The following is a 20,338-nucleotide window of genomic DNA, read 5'->3' as shown; positions in this document are numbered from 1 at the left end:
GTTGCGGCCGATGATCATCGGCTCGACCTCGGGGTGGTTGATGTTGTGCGGGATGATGGCGCGGCCGCGGGCGATCTCCTGCCGCACGAACTCGGGCGTCACGAAGTCGGGGATGCTGGCGCCGAAGGATTCGCCGTCTCTGAGGTTCGAGGTTCGAGGGTCGAGGGGCGAGGAGGAAGAGAAGGCGGCGTTCGGGGATGGCATGGTCGAGCCGTCGGAGAAGGTGATCGAGCCTTCACTCGCCCCTCGCCCCTCGGCCCTCGCCCCTTCTCTGCGCAGGTTCTCGCGGATGGCGACATATTCCATCTCGGGCGTGATGATCCCGGCCTTGGCGTATTCGTACTGGGTGACGGGGCGGCCCTCGACGCCCTTGAAGACCTTGTGGTTCGACACGTCGAAGCGGGGGGCCAGGTGGCGGCCCGAGGCGTGGCCGTTGTCCTCGGGCTTGACCTCGCGGGGGTTGAGGACGGGGGCGATGTCGCCGCGATCCAGTTGCCACGACGTCTTCACCAGGGGCAGGCCCTTCTTGATGTCGATGGTCACCGTCGGGTCGGTGTAGGGGCCGGACGAGTCATAGATGGTCACCGGCGGCTCGTTGGCGCTCGGGTGGACGGCGACCTCGCGGAAGGGGACGCGGATATCGGGGTAGAGCTCGCCGGCGACATAGACCTTTCGCGACCCGGCGCGTTCGCCGGTCGGGATGGTCCCGGTCTCCTTCATCACCTGATCGCGGGCGTCCTTGAGCGCCAGTTCGACGTTGGGCTCTTCCGGGAGGGACGGCGGGGTGACGGCGATGTTCATGGCGGCCTCAGGTGTTGAGGGCTCCGCCGACGTCGGGATTGAAATTGGTCCTGTGGCGTGAGGGCCGAAGACCAAAAGCGTACTCATCCCTTCGCCGGCATGACCCGGATCAGGTTCGGCCGGTCAGGCGATCACGCCTATCTCAGCGGCTCAGGCGCCGCCCCCGGGAGAACGGTTTCAGGGTGACGATACGGCGCCTCGGCGTCAAGCGCGGGCGATGATAGGGAGGTCCATGGACAGCGTCAGACCCTATGAACCCGGCGACCGCGACGCCTGCCTGGACCTCTTCGACAGCAATGTGCCGGTCTTCTTCGACGTGTCGGAGCGGGAGGGGTTCGCGGAGTTTCTCGACGAAATGCGCTGGCCCTATCAGGTGATCGTGCGCGACGGCCGGATCGTGGCCTGCGGCGGTCATGCGGTGGAGGCGGACGGCGTCACGGCGGCCCTGTGCTGGGGCATGGTGGACGGGCGGCTGCACGGCGAGGGACTGGGGCGGCGGCTAACCGAGGCGCGGCTGGCGGCGGCGCGGGCCGTCAGGGGCGTCACGGCGGTGCGGCTGGACACCAGCCAGCACACCGAGGGCTTCTATCGCCGGTTCGGTTTCACGGTCGAGGCGGTGACGACCGACGGCTTCAGCCCCGGAATCGACAAGTATGAGATGCGGCTGGTGTTCGGCGACGACGGGGGCCGCTAGACTGAGGGAAACCGGAGCCCCCCCATGCATCTCGCCCGTTTCCCTCGCGTGCGTCTCGCCCATCTGCCGACGCCGCTGGAACCTGCGCCTCGATTGTCTGAGGCGCTGGGCGTGGAGATCTGGGTCAAGCGGGACGACTGCACCGGGCTGGCCGGCGGGGGCAACAAGACGCGCAAGCTGGAGTTCCTGCTGGGCGACGCGATGGAGCAGGGGGCCGACACCTTGGTGACCCAGGGGGCGGTGCAGTCCAATCATGTGCGCCAGACGGCGGCGGCCGCGGCGGCCCACGGGCTGAAGTGCGAGATCATTCTGGAAGAGCGGACCGGCTCGACGGCCATCGACTACACCCGCAACGGCAACGTCCTGCTCGACCGGCTGTTCGGGGCGACGATCCGCACCGTGCCGGGCGGCTCGGACATGGTCGCCGAGCTGGAGAAGACAGCGGAGGTGGTGCGCCAGAAGTCAGGAAAACCTTACATCATTCCGGGCGGCGGATCGAACCCCATCGGGGCCCTGGGCTATGTCGATTGCGCTCGCGAGATCGTGGTCCAGGCCGATGAGCTGGACATGCAGGTCGACCGGATCGTGACGGCGACCGGCAGCGCCGGCACCCATGCGGGTCTGGTCGCCGGTCTGGCGGTCATGGGGGCCGACATTCCCGTGCTGGGGATCGGGGTGCGGGCGCCGAAGGAGAAGCAGGAGGCCAATGTGCTGAAGCTGGCGCGCGAGACCGCCGCCCTGCTGGGACGGCCGGACGCGGTGACCGACGCCATGGTCGTGGCCGACTGCGACTATGTCGGCGCGGGCTATGGCCTGATCGACCAGGCGGTCGTGGAGGCCCTGACCTTGGCGGCGCGCACCGACGGCATCCTTCTGGACCCCGTCTATACCGGCAAGGCGATGAAGGGGCTGATCGCCCTGGCCAGGGCCGGCCGGTTCGAGAACGAGACCATCGTCTTCCTCCACACCGGCGGGGCCCAGGGGCTGTTCGGCTATCAGGGCGAGCTGGAGGCGGGGCTGGGCTAGAGACGACCGAGGACAGGGGCTCCGGTTAAACCGAAGCCCCTGTCCGTTCTCACACCTGGGCCAGGCCGCCGTCGACGAAGACCTCGCCGCCGGTCATGAAGCTGGAGTCCGACGAGGCCAGGAAGGCGGCGACGGCGCCGGTTTCGGACGGGTCGCCCATGCGGCCGAGCACCGTCGAGGCGCCGATGGCGGCGAGGCCCTCTTCGCCCAGAACCTCGGCGGCCAGTTCGGTCGTGGTCGGTCCGGGCGACAGGACGTTGACGCGGATGCCGGTTCCCTTGAGATCCAGCGCCCAGCTGCGCGCCAGGTTGCGGACGGCGGCCTTGGTGGCGCTGTAGATGCTGAAGGCCGGGGTGCCCATGACGCCGGTGCTGGACCCGGTGAGGATGATCGAGCCGCCCGCCGACATCAGAGGCAGGGCCTTCTGCACCGTGAAGACCGTGCCCTTCACATTGATGTCGAAGATCTGGTCATAGTGTTCGGGCGTGATCTCGCCGAGCGGCGCGAAGGCCCCGGTTCCGGCGTTGGCGAACAGGATGTCCAGCCCACCGCGTTCGGCCTTCACGGTCGCATAGAGGCGGTCGAGGTCGGCCGGGTCGGTGATGGAGCCCGCGACGGCGCGGGCGTTGTCGCCCAGTTCAGCTACGGCGGCGTCCAGTTGCGCCTGTCGGCGACCGAAGAGGTAGACGACCGCGCCCTCTTCGATGAACCGCCTGGCGGCGCCCAGACCGATGCCGGTTCCGCCACCGGTGATGACGGCGGTCTTGTTCTGAAGTCTGCTCATGATGTGCTCCTCTCATTGAGTTGCACGGAGCTGGCGAGACGCCTACTTATCGACAAGTATGCACCTTTTGGTAAGTGCCTAAAAATGTCAGACGCCCCAATCAACACACAGACCTGCACCCCGACCCTGCCGGGTTTCACCTGCGGCCTCGACGCGACGCTGCGGGTCGTGGCGGGCAAGTGGAAGCCGCTGATCCTCTACTTCCTCGCCCAGGACGGGCCGACCCGCTATGGCGAACTGCGCCGCGCGATCCGCGACGTCAGCGACAAGATGCTGATCCAGCAGCTCAAGGAGCTGGAGGCCGACGGCTTGGTGAAGCGGACCGACTACAAGGAAATCCCGCCGCGCGTGGACTACAGCCTGACGCCGCTGGGGGTCAGCCTGGCCCAGGCCCTGGTTCCGCTGTGCACCTGGGGCACGGAAAATATGGAAGAGGTCACGCGGGTGTTCGCACGCCGCGAGGCCACACACGGCAAGCGCGTCGCCTGAGGCGGCGAGCGTTCACGAGGAGGCGTCGATGAAGGTACTGGGTGTTCTGGGCGGGATGGGGCCGGCGGCGACGACGGATTTTCTGATGAAGCTGCAGGCGGCGACGCCCGCCGCGCGCGACGCGGACCACATCCGGGTGCTGATGGACCTGAACCCGCGCGTGCCGGACCGGATGGCCGAGCCGGCGGCCGCGACGGCGGAACTGGGCCGGATGGCCGAGCGGCTGAAGGCGATGGGCGCCGAGGTGCTGGCCATGCCGTGCAACCCGGCGCACGCGACAGCAGACGGCATCCGGGCGGCGGGCCTGCCCTTCGTGGACATGATCTCCGAGACGACCCGGGTCGCGCTGGCGGGCGGGGCGAAGACCGTGGGGGTGCTGGCGACGCCGGGCGGGGAGGCGCTGTATCGCACGGCGCTGGAGGCCGCCGGGGCGACGGTGGTCCTGCCCGAGGGCGAGGACCGGGCGCGGCTGATGGGTCTGATCCAGGGGGTGAAGGCGGGGGAGGTCGGCGCCGAGGCGCGGGCGGCCATGGCCCGGCTGGCGGCCGATCTGGTCGCGCGCGGGGCGGAGGCGGTGATCGCCGGCTGCACCGAGGTTCCGCTGCTGCTGTCGGCGGGGGATGTGAGCGTGGCCTTCGCCGACTCGGCCGAGGTTCTGGCGAAGGCGTGCGTGGAGGCGTGTCACCGATAGTTCCGCTCATCCCGGCGAAAGCCGGGACCCAGTGCTTTTGTAAGGCAGAGCGCCTGGGATTGATCCCGGCGCCAACCGGCCGCCGATCGTCGCCCAAAGAACTGGGTCCCGGCTTTCGCCGGGATGAGCGGGATTGAACTACCGATCCGCCGCAGCCAGACGGTCGTTCATCATCACCGGATCGCCATAGCCCAGCGCCTTCAGCCTCTCCGCCTGGGTCGCCGCGTCGCCGACGACGACATAGATCATGGCGTCGGTGTCGATGTAGCGGTCGGCGAGGGCCTTGATCTGGTCCACGGTCATGTCGTCGATGACGGCGGCTTCGCGCGTCAGATAGTCGGCGGGCAGGCCCAGTTCGCCGATGTTGGCGAGGACGCCCAGCTTGGCGCCGGCGGTCTCGAACGAGCGGGCGCGGCTCTTGCTCATGGCGCTGCGGGTGACGTCGAGATCCTCGGCCGTGAAGGTCGCGCCGTAGTCCCTCATGATGTCCCGGGCCAGGGTCGAGGCCTCCAGGGTCACGTTCGAGCGGACCGAGCTGGACAGGGCGAAGTCGCCGAAGCGCTCGTCGCCCGAGAAGCCGGAACGGACGCCATAGGTATAGCCCTGACCCTCGCGCAGCTGCTGGGTCAGGCGCGAGGCGAAGCCGCCGCCGCCGAGCCGGTAGTTCATCACACTGGCCGGATAGAAGTCGGGATCGGTGCGGCGCAGGGCCGGGCCGCCGAAGACGATGACCGACTGCTTGGCGCCCGGCACGTCATGGAAATAGAGCTTCGACGCGGTCGGGGCGGCGGGCCGGGGCCAGGTCGGGACCGTGACGGCACGGGCCGTCCAGTTGCGGCCGAGGCTGGCCAGGGCCGCCGTCACCGCCGCCTGATCGGACGGCGAGACGATGCGGAAATGGGCCAGGCCGGGGGCGAGGTTGTTGGTCTGGAAGGCCTTCAGGTCGTCCATGGTCAGGGCCGCGACCGAGGCCTCGGTCCCCAGGGCGTTCTGCGACAGGATGTGGTCGGGGCCGTATTGGATCCGGTCGAACAGCAGGGCCGCGATGGCCGTGGGCTGGGACGTCTGGTCCTTGATGTCCGAGAGGGTGGCGGCCCGGGCCAGTTCGAGCTCGGCGGCGTCCCAGCGCGGCTGCAGCAGCATCTCCTCGACCAGGGCCAGGGTGGGGGCCAGGTTGCGGTCCAGGGTCCGGCCCGAGATGACGAACCGCTCGTCGCCGGCGGCGACCGAGACGCTGGCGCCCAGGGCCTTGAAGGCGTTCTCCAGCTCGGCCGGGGTCTTGGTCGCCGTGCCGCGATCGAAAATGCGGGCCAGCAAGGCGGCGGCGCCGGGCTTCTTCGGATCGTCGAACAGGCGGCCGCCCTCGATCGACAGCTGGAAGGTGGCCAGGGGCAGTTCGGCGTTGACGATGCCGGACACCTTCAGCCCGTCGGGCAGGGCGGCGGTCCAGATCGTGGGCGTGGCGACGACCGGGGGGGGACCGGCCGGGGGCTCCACCGTGCGGTCGAAGCTGGAGGCGGTGCGCGTATAGGGCTTGTCGTCGGCGCGCTGGTTCACGGCGGGTTCGGCGCCGGCGACGATGGGCTCCTCCACCACATGGGCGACGGTTGATCCCTCCAGCGCCAGCTCGGGCTTGCCCTTGGGGACGAAGGAGGTGGCGATATGGGGCTTGCCGGCGATGTAGGTGCGATAAACGCGCATCACGTCCTCGGCCGTCACCGCGCGCAGCCGGGCCAGGTCGGTATCGATGGAGCCGCCCGCCCGGTCGTAGAAGGCCAGGGTCTGGGTCTTGCCCAGCACGCTCTCGATGGCGCCGTAGTAGCCGGCCTCGGCCGAGGTCTTGATGCGGCTCAGGACCTCGGGAGAGACGCCTTCGGTTTCGAAGCGTTTGAAGCCCTCGTCGAGGGCCGACTGCACCCTGTCCAGATCGACGCCGTCGAAGGCGCGGACCGAGATCGAGACCTCTCCGGCGAGCAGGTTGTTTTCAGACCCGGCGCCGACGGCCGAGGTCAGCTTCTGTTCGTCGATGAGGACTTCATTGAGCGGGGCCTCCTTGCCGTCGGTCAGGACGGCCATCAGGACGTCGAGCGCCGCCGCGTCGGGGTTGTTCCGCTCCACGCCCGGCCAGGTCAGGGTCAGTTCGGGCAATTGGGCGAAGTTGTCCTCATGCATCAGCCGCTTCGTTTCGGTGAGGCCGGACGGGCGGGGCGTCTCGGTCGGGACGCCGGGGCCGCGCGGGATTTCGCCGAAATACTTCTCGATCCAGACGCGGGCCTGGGTCGGATCGAAGTCGCCGGAGATAATGAGGCTGGCGTTGTCGGGCGTGTACCAGCGGCCATAGAAGGCCTTCACGTCGTCCAGGGTGGCGGCGTTCAGGTCGGCCATCGAGCCGATCACCGACCAGGAATAGGGGTGGTCCGCCGGATAGAGGGCCGCGGCGATGACCGGCCCGGTCTGGCCATAGGGGGCGTTGTCGACGCCCTGTCGCTTCTCGTTTTTGACGACTTCCTTTTCCTTGGTCAGGACGGCGTCGGTGACGGTGTTGATGAAATAGCCGAGCTTGTCCGCCTCGGCCCAGATCATCTTCTCCAGGGCGTCGTTCGGCACGGTCTGGAGATAGACGGTGATGTCGTTGGAGGTGAAGCCGTTGGCGCCCGATCCGCCGATGCGCGCGCTCATCCGGTCCAGACCACCCGGCCCCAGGTTCTCGGAATCGAGGAAGAACAGGTGTTCGAACATGTGGGCGAAGCCGGTGCGGCCGGGCGTCTCGCGCGCCGAGCCGACATGGGCGGTCAGGGCCACGGCCACGACCGGGTCGGAGCGGTCGATGTTGAAGATGACCGTCAGGCCGTTGGCGAGCTGATAGGTCTCGTGCGGCAGGAGGGACGCGGCGGCGGCGGGTGTGGCCGCCTGTGCCGTGGATGCGGGCGCGGACTCGGACGCCAGGGCGGGGGCGGCGGCGAAGAGGGCGCAGGCGGCGACGCCGGCCAGAAGGTGACGCTGGAACATGATGGCTTCCCCGGAAATGTGCGCGGGCACGATAGGGGAGCGGGGCCGGGACGCAAGTTAAGCGTCGGACAGGAAGGGACGTCTTGCCCGCGGACCCGGCGCGGTCCAAAGCTGACCCGATGACCCAAGACCTGACACGCAAACAGGCCCTCATCATCGACTGCGACCCCGGGGTGGACGACGCCGTAGGGCTGCTGTTGGCCTTCGCCTCGCCCGAGTTGGAGCTTCTGGCGGTGACGACGGTGGGCGGCAATGTGCCGGTGGAAAAGACGACCCGGAACGCCCGGATCATCCGGCAGGCGGCGGGGCGCGAGGACGTGCCCGTGTTCGCGGGCGCCGCACGGCCTCTGGTGCGCGCGCTGGCCGGGGCGGGCGAGTTTCACGGGGCCGAGGGGCTGGGCGATCTGGAGCCGTTCGAGCCGGATGTTCCGACAGCGGAGGGTTCGGCGATGGACGCCCTGATCGACCTCGTCATGGAACGGCCCGAGGGCTCGGTGGCCGTGGCCGTCATGGGGCCGATGACCAATCTGGCCCTGGCGATGCGGCGGGAGCCGGCTCTGGCGGCGCGGCTGGGGCCGGTGGTGGTCATGGGCGGGGCCCGGTCGGAGGGGGGCAATATCACCGCCAGCGCCGAGTTCAACATCTGGGCCGACCCGGATGCGGCGGCCGAGGTCTTTGCCAGCGGGTGCGAGGTCGTGGCCTTCGGACTGGATGCGACCCATCAGGTGCGGGCGTCGGAGACCGACATCGCCGCCATCGAGGCGATCGACGGCGAGGGCGCGCGACTGGCCGCCTCGGTGCTGCGCTTCTCGCAACGGGTGGAGCGGGAGATCGTGGGGTCCGAGGCGCCGCCGATGCATGATCCGTGCACGGTCGCCTGGCTGCTGAAGCCCGACCTGTTCGTGTTGAAGTCCTGCGAAATCCGGGTCGAGACGGCGTCCGATCTGACGCGAGGCCATACGGCGGTGGAGTTCCGGGTCGATCCGGCGACGGCGCGGCATCGCTGGGCGGTGCAGGCGGACGGGCCGGGGGTCATGGCCCTGATCGCCGAACGGCTGAAATCGTGAACTCATCTCTTTCGTCATTGCCCGGCTTGACCGGGCGACCCAGGCGCGCGCGCGAGCGCGAACCTGTCGCGAACGGGGCGCGAGGAAAGCTCGCCTTCGCTACGCTTCGGCGCCGCTGGGTTCCCCGGTCTCGCTTTGCTAGCCGGAGAATGACGAAAGACAAAAGGGGCAGCAGATGAACATCACCGTGGTCGGGTCGATCAATCTGGACATGGTGGCCACGGCGCCGTCCCTGCCGGCGGCGGGGGAGACGGTGACGGGGGCCAGCCTCGCGCGCCATCCGGGCGGCAAGGGCGCCAATCAGGCCCTGGCGGCGGAAAAACTCGGAGCAGAAGTCTGTCTGATCGGCCGGGTCGGCAACGACGCCATGGCCGATGAGGCCCTGGCCCTGATGGAGGAATTCGGCGTGGATCTGTCGGGCGTGGAGACCGATGTGGCGGCCCCGACCGGGGTGGCCCTTATCGCCGTGGATCCGTCCGGTGAAAACCAGATCGTGGTCGCCGCCGGGGCCAACCACATGGTCACGCCCGAACAACTGCCGCAGCGGATCGAGACGGCCCTGATCGTCCAGCTGGAGCTGCCGATCGAGACGGTGGAGGCGGCCGTGGGCCGGGCGACCGGCTTCGTCTGCGCCAACCTGGCCCCCGCCGCCCCGGTGTCGGAAATGCTGCTGCGCCGGGCCGACCTGATCGTGGTCAATGAGGTCGAGGCGGCCTTCTATGGCGACCTCCTGCACCACGGCGGCGGCCGGGTGGTGGTGACGCAAGGCGCACGTGGGGCCGAGATGTATCATCGCGGGGTCAAGGTGGCCTGGGCTTCGCCCCCGGTCGTGACCGCCGTGGACGCCACCGGCGCCGGAGACGCCTTCGTCGGGGCCGTCACCGTGGCCCTGCTGGACGGAATGGCGCCCGAAGACGCCCTGAGGTTCGCCTGCGCGGCCGGGGCTGCGGCGGCCACGCGGGCGGGCGCCCAACCCTCCCTGCCGACGCGGGACGAGGTCGAGGCCTTGCTTGCCTGACCAAGGTTAGCTAATCTTGGCCAGGCAAGGAGCGCCTGTCATGACGACCGTCAACATGCTCGACGCCAAGACCCGCCTGTCGCAGCTGGTGGAGGCTGTCGAAAGCGGCGCCGAGCCCGAAATCCTGATCGCGCGCAACGGCAAGCCCGCCGCCCGTCTGGTCGGCCTGTCGAAGGCCGAAGCCCCCCGGCCGAAGCTGGGCGTGGCGCGCGGGCGGTTCGCTGCGCCGGCCGACCCCGCCGCCGACGACGACGCGGTCGCGGCGCTGTTCGCCGCCCCGTGAGACTGCTGCTCGACACCCACGTCGCCCTGTGGGCCATCACCGACGACGCCCGGCTGACCGTGCGCGCGCGCGATTTAATCACTGCGGACGACGCCGAGGTCTTTGTCAGCGCCGTGATCCTATGGGAGATCGCGATCAAACATGCCCTGGGCCGTCGCGGCCCCAACGCCATGCCGGTGTCGGCGGCCCAGGCCCAGATCTGGTTCGAGGCGTCGAACTTCCGCGCCCTGCCGATCACGGCGGCCCACACCCTCGCCGTCGAGGGCCTGGCGCCCCACCATAACGATCCGTTCGACCGGCTTCTGGTCGCACAGGCGATGACCGAGCCTATGCATCTGGTCACCCATGATGCCGCTCTTTCGGCTTATGGCGAACTGGTCGTGACCGTTTGAGCGACGAGGCTCTTGAACGCTTCATCCGTGAGCGGATGGACGTCGCCCCAGCGCCGGGCGTTCCCGAAGTCCGTCTGCATCTGGCCGGGCCGTCGAGCGGGCTGGCGCGGCGGTTCGGGGCGGAGGCGGCCGAGCCCTACTGGGCCTTTGTCTGGGGCGGGGGGCTGGCGCTGGCGCGTCATCTGCTGGATCGGCCGGCGGTGGTGACGGGCAGGCGGGTGCTGGATCTGGGGAGCGGGTCGGGGCTGGTCGCGATTGCGGCGATGCAGGCCGGGGCGGCCTCGGTCGTGGCGGTGGACGTCGATCCGCGCGCAGCGGTGGCGGCGCGGCTGAACGCCGAACTGAATGGCGTGGTGGTCGAGACGATGACGGCGGACCTGCTGGACGGCCCGGGCCCGGAAGGCGTGGATATCGTGCTGGTCGGGGACCTGTTCTACGTGGCGGACCTGGCGGAGCGGGCTCTGGGCTTTCTGCGGCGCTGCCGGGACGCGGGCGTGGAGGTGCTGATCGGCGATCCGGGGCGAAAGACCCTGCCGGTCGAGGCGCTGGAACAGGTCGGGGCGGCGCCGGGGCGGGACTTCGGCGGTGCGGCGCAAGGCGGCGGGGTGTATCGGTTGAGGTAGTGGCGTCCCTCTCCCCGCGGGAGTGGGCTTGTGCCTCCGGGAGCGGTGCGATCGGCCAGGCGAAAGGGTGAGGGGCTATTGCTGAAGTCGGCGACAGCCGCATCTGCGATGGTGTGACGGCTTACGCCGATTGGACCGTCAACCCCTCATCCGTCTCGCTACGCGAGCCACCTTCTCCCGCCGGGAGAAGGGACGATTAAAAAGTCACCACCAGCCGCACCACCTCGCCCGCATGCAGGCGGTCGAAGCCGGTGTTGATGTCTTCCAGCGGGATGGTCCCGCTCATCAGACGGTCCACGGGCAGACGGCCCTGGCGGTAGAGGGCGACGTAGCGGGGGATGTCGCGGCTGGGCACGCAGGTTCCGATGTAGGAGCCCTTCAGCGTCCGTTCCTCGCCGACCAGCGACACGACGTTGACGGGCAGGGCGGCGTCGGGCGGCGGCAGGCCGGCGGTGACGGTCAGGCCGCCGCGACGGGTCATCTTCCAGGCGGCCTCCAGAGCGCGAACCGATCCGGCCATCTCGACGGCGACATCGGCGCCGCCCCGGGTCAGGGCGCGGACCTGATCGACGGCGTCCGCGTCGCCGGCGTTGACCGTCTGGACGGCGCCGAGAGACCGGGCGAGGGCCAGCTTGTCCTCCGACAGATCCACCGCGACGACGGGCGAGGCGCCGGAGGCCAAGGCGCCGAGGACGCTGGCCAGGCCGACGCCGCCGAGGCCGACGACCACGACCGACTGGCCGGCGCGGACCTGGGCGGTGTTCACCACAGCCCCGACCCCGGTCAGGACCGCGCAGCCGAACAGGGCGGCTTCCTCGAAGCTGAGGTTCGGGTCGATCTTCACCAGCGACCGGCGCGAGACCACGGCGTGATCGGCGAAGGCGGAACAGCCGAGATGGTGGTTCAGGCTCTCGCCCTCGCGGAAGATGCGGCGACCTCCGCCCAGAAGCTCGCCCTGGCCGTTGGCGGCGGCGCCGAGCTCGCACAGGGCCGGGCGACCCTCGGCGCAGGGGCTGCAGTGGCCGCAGGACGGCATGAAGACCATGGCGACGTGATCCCCGACGGCAAGGTCTGTCACGCCGTCTCCGAGGGCCTCCACCACCCCCGCCGCCTCGTGGCCGAGCGCCATGGGCAGGGGGCGGGGCCGGTCGCCGTTGATGACCGACAGGTCCGAATGACACAGGCCCGCCGCCTTGACGGCGACCCGCACCTCGCCGGGGCCGGGCGGGGCCAGTTCGACCGTCTCGATGGAGAGGGGGCGGCTGTCGGCATAGGGGCGGGCGGCGCCCATGGATCGCAGGACGGCGGCGCGGGTCGTCAGGCGCCCAACTGTCTGGCTCATCCGGTCACCCCTTCGTCATCGACAGTCTCTCGATAGCCGCTTGACGCGACGGAGGCCAAGCTCGACGCTTGAATCACAAGAACAAGAGGAAAGACGCTCCATGCCCGCCCGCGACGAAGGCAAGCTCGCCGAACGCTCGACCTACAAGGCCTTCCACATGGTGTCGACCCGCTGGGCCGACAACGACCAGTACGGCCACATCAACAACGCCAAATTCTACGAGTTCGTCGACTCGGCCGTGAACGCCCACCTGCTGATCGCGGACGCCCTGGACGACTCCATCGGCCTGGTGGTGGATTCGGGCTGTCGCTACACCTCGTCCCTGGCTTTTCCCGATGTGATCGAGGTCGGGATCAAGGTCGATCGCATCGGCTCGTCCAGCGTGACCTACGGCTTCGCCGTCTTCCGCCGGGGCACGAGCACCCCCGCCGCCATCGGCCACTTCGTCCACGTCTATGTCGACCGCGACACTCGCCGGCCCAAGCCGGTCTCGGGCAAGCTAAAGGCCGTGGTGGAGAACCTGAAGGCGGACTGAGACCTTCGCGCCATCATGGACAAAGCTTCATTTGCTTCGCGAGGGCTGACGCTACAGGTGTAGCGAAGGATGTGTCGGAGGCGGCGCCATGCGCGGAACGGTTTTCTGTCTGATCGGGCTTCTGGCCGCCGGGAGCGCCCAGGCGGCGCCGGAGACCTGGCTCCTGTCCATCGATCGCTGGGGCAATGTCGAGCGACGCACGGCGGTGCTGGATACGGCAGCGGACGGGACTGTGACCGGGCGGCTGGGCGACCGGCCGCTGGCGGGACGGCTGGAGGACGGGAAACTGAGCGTCGCCACGACCGGCGAGGGCGACCTGCTGCGGCTCGAGGCCGTGATCGCCGATGGCCGGATGACCGGCGAGGCCGATCTGCCCGACACCAATGACGATGGGGCGCGCCAGCGTCATGGTCTGACCGGACGGCGGCTGCCCGAGGTTCCGGCGGGACCGCCGGGGCGGCGGCAGTTCACGCCTGACCGCTGGTCCAACGCCTTCACCGCCGAGGCGGAGCCGGTGCTGTTCATCCGGCCGGGGGAAATCATCAGCACCCAGACGATCGATTCCGGCGGGGTCGATGCGGCGGGGGTGACACGGGCCCTGTACGGCAATCCGCAGACGGGCCCCTTCTTCGTCCTCGGCGCAGAGCCGGGACAGGTTATGGCCGTCCACATCCGCAAGCTGTCCCTCAATCGCGACTGGGCCGACAGTCTGAGCGGCTATGTAGGGCGCGCCCTGACGCCGGGCATGGCGGCCAACGGGGCGGGGCGCAGCGAGCGGGTGCGCTGGCGGCTGGACCGGGCGGCGGGAACGGCGCGGCTGGAAACCCCGCCCGAGCGGCTGAAGGACTATGTCGTGCCGGTACGGCCCATGCTGGGCGGGCTGGGCGTGGCCCCGGACTTCGGCTTCCAGCCCTTCTCCGCCGGGGACACCGGACGGTTCGGCGGCAATATCGACTTCAACGGGCTCGGGGAGGGGGCGACGATCTACCTCCCGGTCTATCAGCCGGGCGCGCTTCTGTTCCTCGGCGACGGCCACGCTCTGCAAGGCGACGGGGAGATCACCCAGTGGGCGCTGGAGACGTCTCTGGACGTGGAGTTCAGCGTCGAGCTTCTGCCGGCCCGGCCGATGAGCGGGCCGCGGATCGAAACGAACGACCGGATCACGACCATCGGTCAGGACGGTTCGCTCGACGACGCCCTGAAACAGGCCACGACCGGCATGATCCAGTGGCTGGCGCAGGACTACGGCCTGATACCGAGCGAGAGCTCGCTGGTCCTGGGCACAGCGGCGCAGTTCCGGGTGGTGACCCTAGCCGGGCGGAACGCGGGCATGGCCCTCAGCCTCGACAAGGCTTGGCTGGCCGGATTGCCGAAGAAGGCGACAGATCGACCCTAGTCGTCGTAGCGGCGGGCCAGGGCCAGGACGGCGACGGCGGTCAATGCTCCAAGAGCAAAGGCGCCGAGGATCGAGCCGGTGGCGGCGGCGGTGGAGACGGTGACGGGTCGGGCCTCGTACCATTCGACGATGTCGGCCTCTTCGTAGTCGCCGAAGGCGCCGTGGTCGTCGTGACCCTCGGCGTCATAGAAGGCGGTCGGGTCCTCGCCGGTGCGGTCGCGGTCTTCGGTCATGGCGGGGCTCCCTGATACGCTTTTGCACACAATACGCCGAAGCTGCGCGAGTTCCGAGGGGGATAGTGGCGCGGGCTGCCGGATGACAGGTCGCCGCTCATCCGCTAGAGGCGGCAATCCACGGCGTGGCGCGCTCAAGCAACGAGCGACCGCGTCGCGAGCGTTAGCGCCCTTCAAGAGAACCAAATGGCCGGCCATTCCAAGTTCAAGAACATCATGCACCGCAAGGGGCGCGCCGATGCGCAGCGCTCCAAGCTGTTCTCCAAACTGTCGCGCGACATCACTGTGGCGGCCAAGTCGGGCCTGCCCGACCCGGCGATGAACCCCCGCCTGCGTTTGGCGGTCAATAACGCCAAGGCCGAGAGCCTGCCCAAGGACGTGATCCAGCGGGCCATCAACAAGGCCTCGGCCGGCGATGTCGATACGATGGAAGAGGTCCGCTACGAAGGTCGCGGTCCCGGCGGCGTCGGCATCATCGTCGAGGCCCTGACCGACAACCGCAACCGCGCCGCCTCCAACATCGGCACGGCCTTCAAGAAGAACGGCGGGGCGCTCAGCGAGATGAACTCCGTCGCCTTCATGTGGGACAAGGTCGGTCAGATCATCTACCCCGCCGAGGCCGGCACCGAGGACGAGGTCATGGAGGCCGCCATCGAGGCCGGCGCCCAGGACGTCGAGAGCGATCTGGTCAAGCCCGACATCTATGAGGACGCGCCCGGCCACACGATCTGGACCGCCTTCGAGGACCTGAATGAGGTGGCCGAGGCCATGTCGAAGGTCCTGGGCGACCCCAAGTCCACGGCCATCGTCTGGAAACCCCAGTCCGAGGTCCAGGTCACCGGCGAGGCGGTCGGCACCCTGATGAAACTGCTCGACGCCCTGGACGCCGAGGACGACGTGTCGTCGGTCTATTCCAACGAGGACATCTCCGACGAAGACCTGGCGAAATACGCGGGCTGATCGATGACGCAGGAACCGGATACGCCTTCGCCCAACCCGGTTCCGCCCTCGTCGCGCGCCGACCTGAGGCTGGCCGACACCGCCGGCGACCGGCTGGTGACGATCGTCGCCTGGGTCGTGGGACTGGTGCTGATCGCGGCGTTGGCGGCGGTCGTGGCGGGGGGCGTCTGGTGGCTGCAGAAGACCCGGTTCGATATGAAGCCGGTCGAGCAACACGAACAGGATCTGGTCGAGGTGGTCCCGCCTCCGGTCATGCCGGAGCCTCCGCCGCCCGTGACGACCGAGGACGGCGTCGTCATCCGGAATGCGTCGTGGGTGACGGCGCCCCGGCCCGACTATCCGCGGCGGGCCCAGGATCAGGGCGTCGAATCCGGCTCGGTTCAGCTGGAATGTCGGGTGCTGGTGAATGGGCTGATTGGCAACTGCACGGTGGTGCACGAGACTCCGCCGGGCGTGGGCTTCGCGGACGCCGCCATCGCCGCCGCGCGCGCCAGTCGGTTGCGGCCGCGCGAGGTGGACGGCGTCCCGGTCGAGGGCTCCATCCGCTTCACGACCCGCTTCAGCGTGCGGTAACGACCTGTCCGGACAAGCGGCGCCGCTGTCCATCGACAGTCCTGCGGATCGCGGTTAACGGGAAGTCGGTGACCCGAAAGGGTTGATTCGCGTGCTCGATTGTGGGGGCGGTTCGCGTCGTTGGCCTGACAGAGATCAGGCAGGGATGGGAAGATGCTGTTGTCCAGAATCGATCGCGCGCTTTCGGGCGGCGTGGGAAAAACCGAACGCCTGCGCGGCGAGACGCGCCGCGCCGCAGGCCCCGAGACCGGGCCGGTCGCCATCGGCGAACGCTATGAGAGCGTCCAGGGCGGGCTGGAGCAACTGGCCAGTCTGGCGCAGCAGATGCGCGCTCTGGAGCCCCTGCTCGGCGAAATCCGCCAGCCGCTGGAAGCCGAATACGAGACCCGCAAGAACGAATACGCCGAGCTGATCCAGCTGCGTGCGGCCTCGGCCCAGTCGGGGGCGCGGATCGAGGCCCTGTCGAACGAGGTGCGTCGTCTGACCCATGGCCTGTCCACCGCCGAACGCCGGCTGGAGGAGGCCGAGGCGCGCCTCGAGGAACAGGCCGACCGGGCCCAGCAGGCCCTGCTGGACGCCGACCAGTTGCGCACCGCCCTGACGCAGGCCACGGCTCAGGCCGAGGCGGCCAGGGTCGGCGAACGCGACGGTCTGCAACGCATCCGTCAGCTGGAACAGGATCTGGCCACGCTCGGCGCGGACCTGAACAAGACCGAGGCCCGCCTGGGCGAAACCGAGGCCGCCCGCGCCCGCAGCCATCGCGACCACAGCCTGGCCCTGGACGAGACCGCGGCGATGAGGCGGCGTCTGGAGGAGAGCGTCAGCGAGATCGCCCGCCTGTCGCGGGTCGAGGCGTCGCTGGAAAGCCAGCTGACCACCGAGCGGGCCCGCGCGGCCTCCGAACAGGCCGAGGCCGCCCGCGCCATGAGGGCCCTGGAGGCCCAGGGCGAGACGGCGCGTCAGGAGGCGGCCTCGCTGCAGGTGCGGCTGGACACCCTGATCGCGCGCGCCGACCGGATGGAGGCCCTGAACGCGGAACTCAGCGCGGCGAGCGGCGACCTGCGCAGCGGTGGTCAGGCGGCCGAACGCCGGGTCGCCGAATTGCAGACGCGGCTGGATCGCGCCCTGGAGCGTATCGGTGATCTGGAAGCCGCGGCGGAAGAGGCCCGCACCGGTCAGTCGGCCATGGAGGCCGCCCGTCTCGCCGCCGTGGACCGGGCCGAGACCCTGTCGCGCACCTCCAGCGCCCACGAGAAGGCCCTGGCCCGCTCCGAGGCCCATGGCCAGCGGCTGCAGGCCGAGTTGCGCAAGCTGGAGACCGATCACGCCGCCCGGGTCGAGGGCCTGGTCGAGCAGATCGAGACCCTGAAGGCCGAGCTGGAAACCACCCGCGCCCACGCCGCCATCACCATGGCCTCTCTCGATGCGGCGCGGCGCGAGCGGATGACGGCGGGGCTGGCGGATCTGGCGCGTTCGGCCTGATCCAGAGCCGGGGGCGGAACCGGAGCAGGGGCGGGGCGGTTAGACCGGTTCCTGCAACGCTTCGAGACCGCCCCCGCCATGGACATCACCCAGCTGATCCTCGACGACCACGCCGAGCAGCGTCGCCTGTTCGCCATCATCGAGCAGATCGACCCCGAGGATGTGGACTCCCTGTCGGCGGTCTGGGGCCGGTTGTCGGCCTTTCTGGACGTCCATGCCGAGGCCGAGGAGCGGTTCTTCTATCCGCAGCTTTTGAAGCGGGGCGAGGGCGCCAACGACGCCGAGGACGGCACGGTCGAGGGCGAGACCGAGGACGCCATCGAGGACCACAACAAGCTGCGCGACGCGGTCAAGGCGGTGGAGACGCACAAGGTCGGAACCCGGGCCTGGTTCGACGCCGTGGGCGAGGCCAATGTGGTCAACTCCAAACACATGGGCGAGGAGGAGCGTCAGGGCCTGACCGACTTCCGCATGAACGCCCCGATCAAGGTCCGCCACGACCTCGCTGTCCAGTTCGCCGCCTTCGAGGCCGAGCACATCACCGGGATCAAGCCGGTGAACAAAGACCCCGAGACCTATATCGAAAAGCACGGCTGACGCCCGACGCCCGGCCCTTGTCGCTGCGCCGCAACCGGCTCTAGGTTGAGGATTCGTCTGTTTGCGGAGCGAATTCTTGTTTGACTGGAGTCTGGTCTGGCCCGTCGGGGCCGCCATGGTCGCGGGCGGGCTGATCGGGATCGAGCGCACCTATCACGGTCACCCGGCCGGGTTCCGCACCCATATCCTGGTCTGCCTGACCTCCTGCGTCCTGATGCTGGCGGCCATGCATCAGGTCGAGTGGCGCTTCATCGGCCTGCCGCATCAGAATGTGGTCATCGACCCGACGCGGATGACCCACGGCCTGCTGACGGGGCTGGGCTTCCTGTGCGCCGGGGTGATCTTCCGCGAGGGGTTTTCGGTCCACGGCCTGACGACGGCGGCCTCGATCTGGACGACCTCGGCCATCGGCATCCTGTTCGGGGTGGGGATGTATGGTCTGGCGGTGATCGCGGCGGCGGCCTCCCTGGCCGTGCTGGCGGCCCTCAGGCTGGCGGACGCGCGGTTGCCCCAGATCCGGGTGGTGGATGTGGTGCTGCGATGGCGCGCCGAGGCCGCCCCGCGCGAGACCGAGGTCCAGGCCCTGCTGGCCGGTGTCGGGCTGAAGACCGTGCGCATCGGCCATGTGCTCGACCCCGCCCAGGGCGTGCACGAGCACCAGATCAAGGCCAAGGGGCCGGCGCCCCTGAACGTCGAGGGCCTGATCGAGAAGCTGAATGCGGCGCCGGGTCTGGCCGGCTTCTCGGCCGTGCCCAGAGATGATTGACGGCGAGGACTGAGGGCGAGGACCTCAACTGGTCATTGTTCGTAAACCCTGTTTCAGGCATGAGGGGAACGAATGACGAACGCGGCGATTCACCCTGTCCGGATTCTGGGGCTCGACCCCGGCCTGCGCCGCACCGGCTGGGGCGTGGTCATGGCCGAGGGCTCGCGCCTGCGCTGGATCGCCCATGGGGTGGTGACGCCGGACGACAAGGCGCCGTTCAGCGAACGTCTGCTGCACCTGCTGGAGGCGGTGGGCGAGATCTGCGCCGCCCATGACTGCGACGAGGCGGCGATCGAGGAGGTCTTCGTCAACATGAACCCCGCCTCGACCCTGAAACTGGGTCATGCGCGGGCGGCGGTGATGCTGGCCCCGGCGCGCTGCGGCCTGTCGGTGGCGGAATATTCGCCCAACCTGATCAAGAAGGCGGTGGTCGGCGCCGGCCACGCCGACAAGACCCAGATCGCCTTCATGGTGAAACGGCTGATGCCGGCGGCGGGGGATGTGACGGCCGATGCGGCGGACGCCCTGGCCGTGGCGATCACCCATGCGCAGATGCGCAAGCGGGCGTTGCTCATTCCTCCCCCATCGGGGGAGGAGGAGCGCGCAGCGGTGGAGGGGGCTGGACCCGAACGCCGTCTTGGCGGCGAGCCCCCTCCGTCACGGCGCGAAGGCGCGCCGCGCCACCTCCCCCAACGGGGGAGGATTGCGTCATGATCGGGCGTCTGCGCGGGGTGCTGGCGGAGGTCGAGGAGGGGTATTGCCTGATCGACTGCGCGGGCGTGGGCTATGTGGTGACGTGCGGGGCGCGGACCCTGCAACGGCTGCCGGCGCCCGGCGACGAGGCGACCTTGCATATCGAGAGCGCCTGGTCGGCCGAGAATGGCCCGCGCCTCTATGGCTTCCTGGGCCGGGACGAGCGACGGGCCTTCACGACCCTGACCGGCATCCAGGGGGTGGGGCCCAAGGCCGCCCTTTCGGTGCTGGACGTCCTGCCGCCCGGCGAACTGGCCGGAGCCGTCGCGCGCGAGGACAAGGCGGCCATCGGCCGGGCCAACGGCGTGGGGCCGAAGCTGGCTCTGCGCATCGTCACCGAGCTGAAGGGCAAGCCGCTGGGGGACGTGTCGTTCACGCCTTCCGCGCCGGGGGTGCATGTAGAGATTGCGCCGCCGCCGCCCTCGATCACCGGCGAGGCGGTGTCCGCTTTGCTCGGTCTGGGCGTCGCCGAGGTCAACGCCCGCAGGGCCGTGGACCAGGCCCTCATTCGACTGGGCGACGAGGCCGAGCTGTCGGCCGTCATTCGCGCGGCCTTGCAGGAGCTGGGGCGGTGAGGAGAGGTGGGCGAGGAGTGAAGAGTGCTAGTGAGCGAGAGGTGAGCGAATGGCGTCCGGGTCCGGCAAGGCCCTGCTCACTCTTTCGCTCACTAGCACTCTTCACCAGCCGCTCATGACTGACGACCGCATCATCTCCGCCGCCGCGACTCCGGGTGAGGCCTATGACCGCGCCCTGCGGCCCCAGACCCTGTCGGACTTCGTCGGTCAGGAACAGGCCAAGGGCAATCTGAAGGTCTTCATCGAGGC

General features: G+C 69.3%; 22 protein-coding genes, 2 pseudogenes and 1 riboswitch. Of the genes and pseudogenes, 19 read left to right on the top strand and 5 right to left on the bottom strand.

The features are described 5' to 3' along the window. Positions 1-801, bottom strand: an 801-nt coding sequence (locus tag ACT6QK_RS11445) for a phosphomethylpyrimidine synthase ThiC (protein ID WP_444597951.1), incomplete at its 3' end; no start/stop codon positions are given. 68 nt (positions 802-869) lie between these two features. After that, positions 870-978, bottom strand: a riboswitch (TPP riboswitch). Between the two features lie 55 nt (positions 979-1,033). On the opposite strand from ACT6QK_RS11445, the gene ACT6QK_RS11440 reads away from it, so the two are divergent. Beyond that, a complete protein-coding gene (locus ACT6QK_RS11440) occupies positions 1,034-1,495 on the top strand; it encodes a GNAT family N-acetyltransferase (protein ID WP_444597950.1) in 462 nt (153 codons plus the stop codon). A 24-nt stretch (positions 1,496-1,519) separates the two neighbouring features. Continuing rightward, a complete protein-coding gene (locus ACT6QK_RS11435) occupies positions 1,520-2,521 on the top strand; it encodes a D-cysteine desulfhydrase (protein WP_444597949.1) in 1,002 nt (333 codons plus the stop codon). Between the two features lie 49 nt (positions 2,522-2,570). On the opposite strand, the gene ACT6QK_RS11430 is transcribed toward ACT6QK_RS11435, so the two are convergent. Next, positions 2,571-3,305, bottom strand: a complete 735-nt coding sequence (locus tag ACT6QK_RS11430) for an SDR family NAD(P)-dependent oxidoreductase (protein WP_444597948.1) — start codon at positions 3,303-3,305, stop codon at positions 2,571-2,573. Positions 3,306-3,389: 84 nt separating this feature from the next. Here ACT6QK_RS11430 and ACT6QK_RS11425 point away from each other — a divergent pair, with 84 nt between their 5' ends. Next, a complete protein-coding gene (locus ACT6QK_RS11425; protein WP_444597947.1) occupies positions 3,390-3,794 on the top strand; it encodes a winged helix-turn-helix transcriptional regulator in 405 nt (134 codons plus the stop codon). Positions 3,795-3,822: 28 nt separating this feature from the next. Beyond that, positions 3,823-4,485 carry an aspartate/glutamate racemase family protein gene (locus tag ACT6QK_RS11420; protein ID WP_444597946.1) on the top strand — a complete coding sequence of 221 codons (663 nt, stop codon included), beginning with the start codon at positions 3,823-3,825 and terminating at the stop codon, positions 4,483-4,485. Positions 4,486-4,623: 138 nt separating this feature from the next. Here the strand turns inward: ACT6QK_RS11420 and ACT6QK_RS11415 are convergent, their stop codons facing one another. Next, a complete protein-coding gene (locus ACT6QK_RS11415) occupies positions 4,624-7,494 on the bottom strand; it encodes a M16 family metallopeptidase (RefSeq protein WP_444597945.1) in 2,871 nt (956 codons plus the stop codon). Between the two features lie 119 nt (positions 7,495-7,613). Here ACT6QK_RS11415 and ACT6QK_RS11410 point away from each other — a divergent pair, with 119 nt between their 5' ends. The 5 genes from ACT6QK_RS11410 (at position 7,614) to ACT6QK_RS11390 (ending at position 10,877) form a co-directional block, all read left to right on the top strand. Next, entirely contained in the window at positions 7,614-8,561 is a 948-nt protein-coding gene (locus tag ACT6QK_RS11410; protein WP_444597944.1) for a nucleoside hydrolase, read from the top strand. Between the two features lie 175 nt (positions 8,562-8,736). Further along, the gene (locus tag ACT6QK_RS11405) at positions 8,737-9,579 is read left to right on the top strand and encodes a ribokinase (protein WP_444597943.1); all 843 of its coding nucleotides are present in this window, start codon (positions 8,737-8,739) and stop codon (positions 9,577-9,579) included. A gap of 40 nt (positions 9,580-9,619) precedes the next feature. Continuing rightward, entirely contained in the window at positions 9,620-9,862 is a 243-nt protein-coding gene (locus tag ACT6QK_RS11400) for a type II toxin-antitoxin system Phd/YefM family antitoxin (protein ID WP_444597942.1), read from the top strand. Beyond that, complete coding sequence (locus ACT6QK_RS11395; protein ID WP_444597941.1) at positions 9,859-10,254, top strand: type II toxin-antitoxin system VapC family toxin; 396 nt, start codon at positions 9,859-9,861, stop codon at positions 10,252-10,254. The genes ACT6QK_RS11400 and ACT6QK_RS11395 overlap by 4 nt, the downstream gene beginning before the upstream one ends. Then, positions 10,251-10,877, top strand: coding sequence for a class I SAM-dependent methyltransferase (locus ACT6QK_RS11390; protein WP_444597940.1), 627 nt, complete (start codon positions 10,251-10,253; stop codon positions 10,875-10,877). Before ACT6QK_RS11395 ends, ACT6QK_RS11390 begins: the two co-directional genes overlap by 4 nt. Positions 10,878-11,073: 196 nt before the next feature. Here the strand turns inward: ACT6QK_RS11390 and ACT6QK_RS11385 are convergent, their stop codons facing one another. Beyond that, positions 11,074-12,219 carry a zinc-dependent alcohol dehydrogenase family protein gene (locus ACT6QK_RS11385; protein ID WP_444597939.1) on the bottom strand — a complete coding sequence of 382 codons (1,146 nt, stop codon included), beginning with the start codon at positions 12,217-12,219 and terminating at the stop codon, positions 11,074-11,076. Between the two features lie 100 nt (positions 12,220-12,319). Here ACT6QK_RS11385 and ACT6QK_RS11380 point away from each other — a divergent pair, with 100 nt between their 5' ends. Together ACT6QK_RS11380 and ACT6QK_RS11375 are read left to right on the top strand one after the other, a co-directional pair. Then, positions 12,320-12,754 (top strand): acyl-CoA thioesterase, encoded by a 435-nt coding sequence (locus ACT6QK_RS11380; RefSeq protein WP_444597938.1) that lies wholly within the window; start codon positions 12,320-12,322, stop codon positions 12,752-12,754. 88 nt (positions 12,755-12,842) lie between these two features. Then, complete coding sequence (locus tag ACT6QK_RS11375) at positions 12,843-14,150, top strand: acetamidase/formamidase family protein (protein WP_444597937.1); 1,308 nt, start codon at positions 12,843-12,845, stop codon at positions 14,148-14,150. Here ACT6QK_RS11375 and ACT6QK_RS11370 read toward each other — a convergent pair. Then, a complete protein-coding gene (locus ACT6QK_RS11370; RefSeq protein ID WP_444597936.1) occupies positions 14,147-14,383 on the bottom strand; it encodes a hypothetical protein in 237 nt (78 codons plus the stop codon). The genes ACT6QK_RS11375 and ACT6QK_RS11370 overlap by 4 nt on opposite strands. A 186-nt stretch (positions 14,384-14,569) precedes the next feature. On the opposite strand from ACT6QK_RS11370, the gene ACT6QK_RS11365 reads away from it, so the two are divergent. The 8 genes and pseudogenes from ACT6QK_RS11365 to ACT6QK_RS11330 all read left to right on the top strand — a co-directional run. After that, positions 14,570-15,343 carry a YebC/PmpR family DNA-binding transcriptional regulator gene (locus ACT6QK_RS11365; protein WP_444597935.1) on the top strand — a complete coding sequence of 258 codons (774 nt, stop codon included), beginning with the start codon at positions 14,570-14,572 and terminating at the stop codon, positions 15,341-15,343. A 3-nt stretch (positions 15,344-15,346) separates the two neighbouring features. After that, positions 15,347-15,916 (top strand): TonB family protein, encoded by a 570-nt coding sequence (locus ACT6QK_RS11360; protein WP_444597934.1) that lies wholly within the window; start codon positions 15,347-15,349, stop codon positions 15,914-15,916. A 159-nt stretch (positions 15,917-16,075) separates the two neighbouring features. Further along, the gene (locus tag ACT6QK_RS11355) at positions 16,076-17,398 is read left to right on the top strand and encodes a hypothetical protein (RefSeq protein ID WP_444597933.1); all 1,323 of its coding nucleotides are present in this window, start codon (positions 16,076-16,078) and stop codon (positions 17,396-17,398) included. Between the two features lie 78 nt (positions 17,399-17,476). After that, positions 17,477-17,995 carry a hemerythrin domain-containing protein gene (locus ACT6QK_RS11350; protein ID WP_444597932.1) on the top strand — a complete coding sequence of 173 codons (519 nt, stop codon included), beginning with the start codon at positions 17,477-17,479 and terminating at the stop codon, positions 17,993-17,995. A gap of 76 nt (positions 17,996-18,071) precedes the next feature. Continuing rightward, the gene (locus ACT6QK_RS11345; protein ID WP_444597931.1) at positions 18,072-18,761 is read left to right on the top strand and encodes an MgtC/SapB family protein; all 690 of its coding nucleotides are present in this window, start codon (positions 18,072-18,074) and stop codon (positions 18,759-18,761) included. A 72-nt stretch (positions 18,762-18,833) separates the two neighbouring features. After that, a pseudogene (gene ruvC / locus ACT6QK_RS11340) lies at positions 18,834-19,331 on the top strand (crossover junction endodeoxyribonuclease RuvC); the annotation flags it as partial. Positions 19,332-19,471: 140 nt separating this feature from the next. Continuing rightward, positions 19,472-20,089 carry a Holliday junction branch migration protein RuvA gene (gene ruvA / locus ACT6QK_RS11335; protein ID WP_444597930.1) on the top strand — a complete coding sequence of 206 codons (618 nt, stop codon included), beginning with the start codon at positions 19,472-19,474 and terminating at the stop codon, positions 20,087-20,089. Between the two features lie 115 nt (positions 20,090-20,204). Further along, positions 20,205-20,338 (top strand): annotated as a pseudogene (locus ACT6QK_RS11330) (Holliday junction branch migration DNA helicase RuvB); the annotation flags it as partial.

The organism is Brevundimonas sp. (assembly GCF_052436175.1).
Classification (GTDB): Bacteria; Pseudomonadota; Alphaproteobacteria; order Caulobacterales; family Caulobacteraceae; genus Brevundimonas.
Note: the sequence above shows the minus strand (reverse complement) of the source record. Positions and strands in the feature narration are given on the sequence as shown.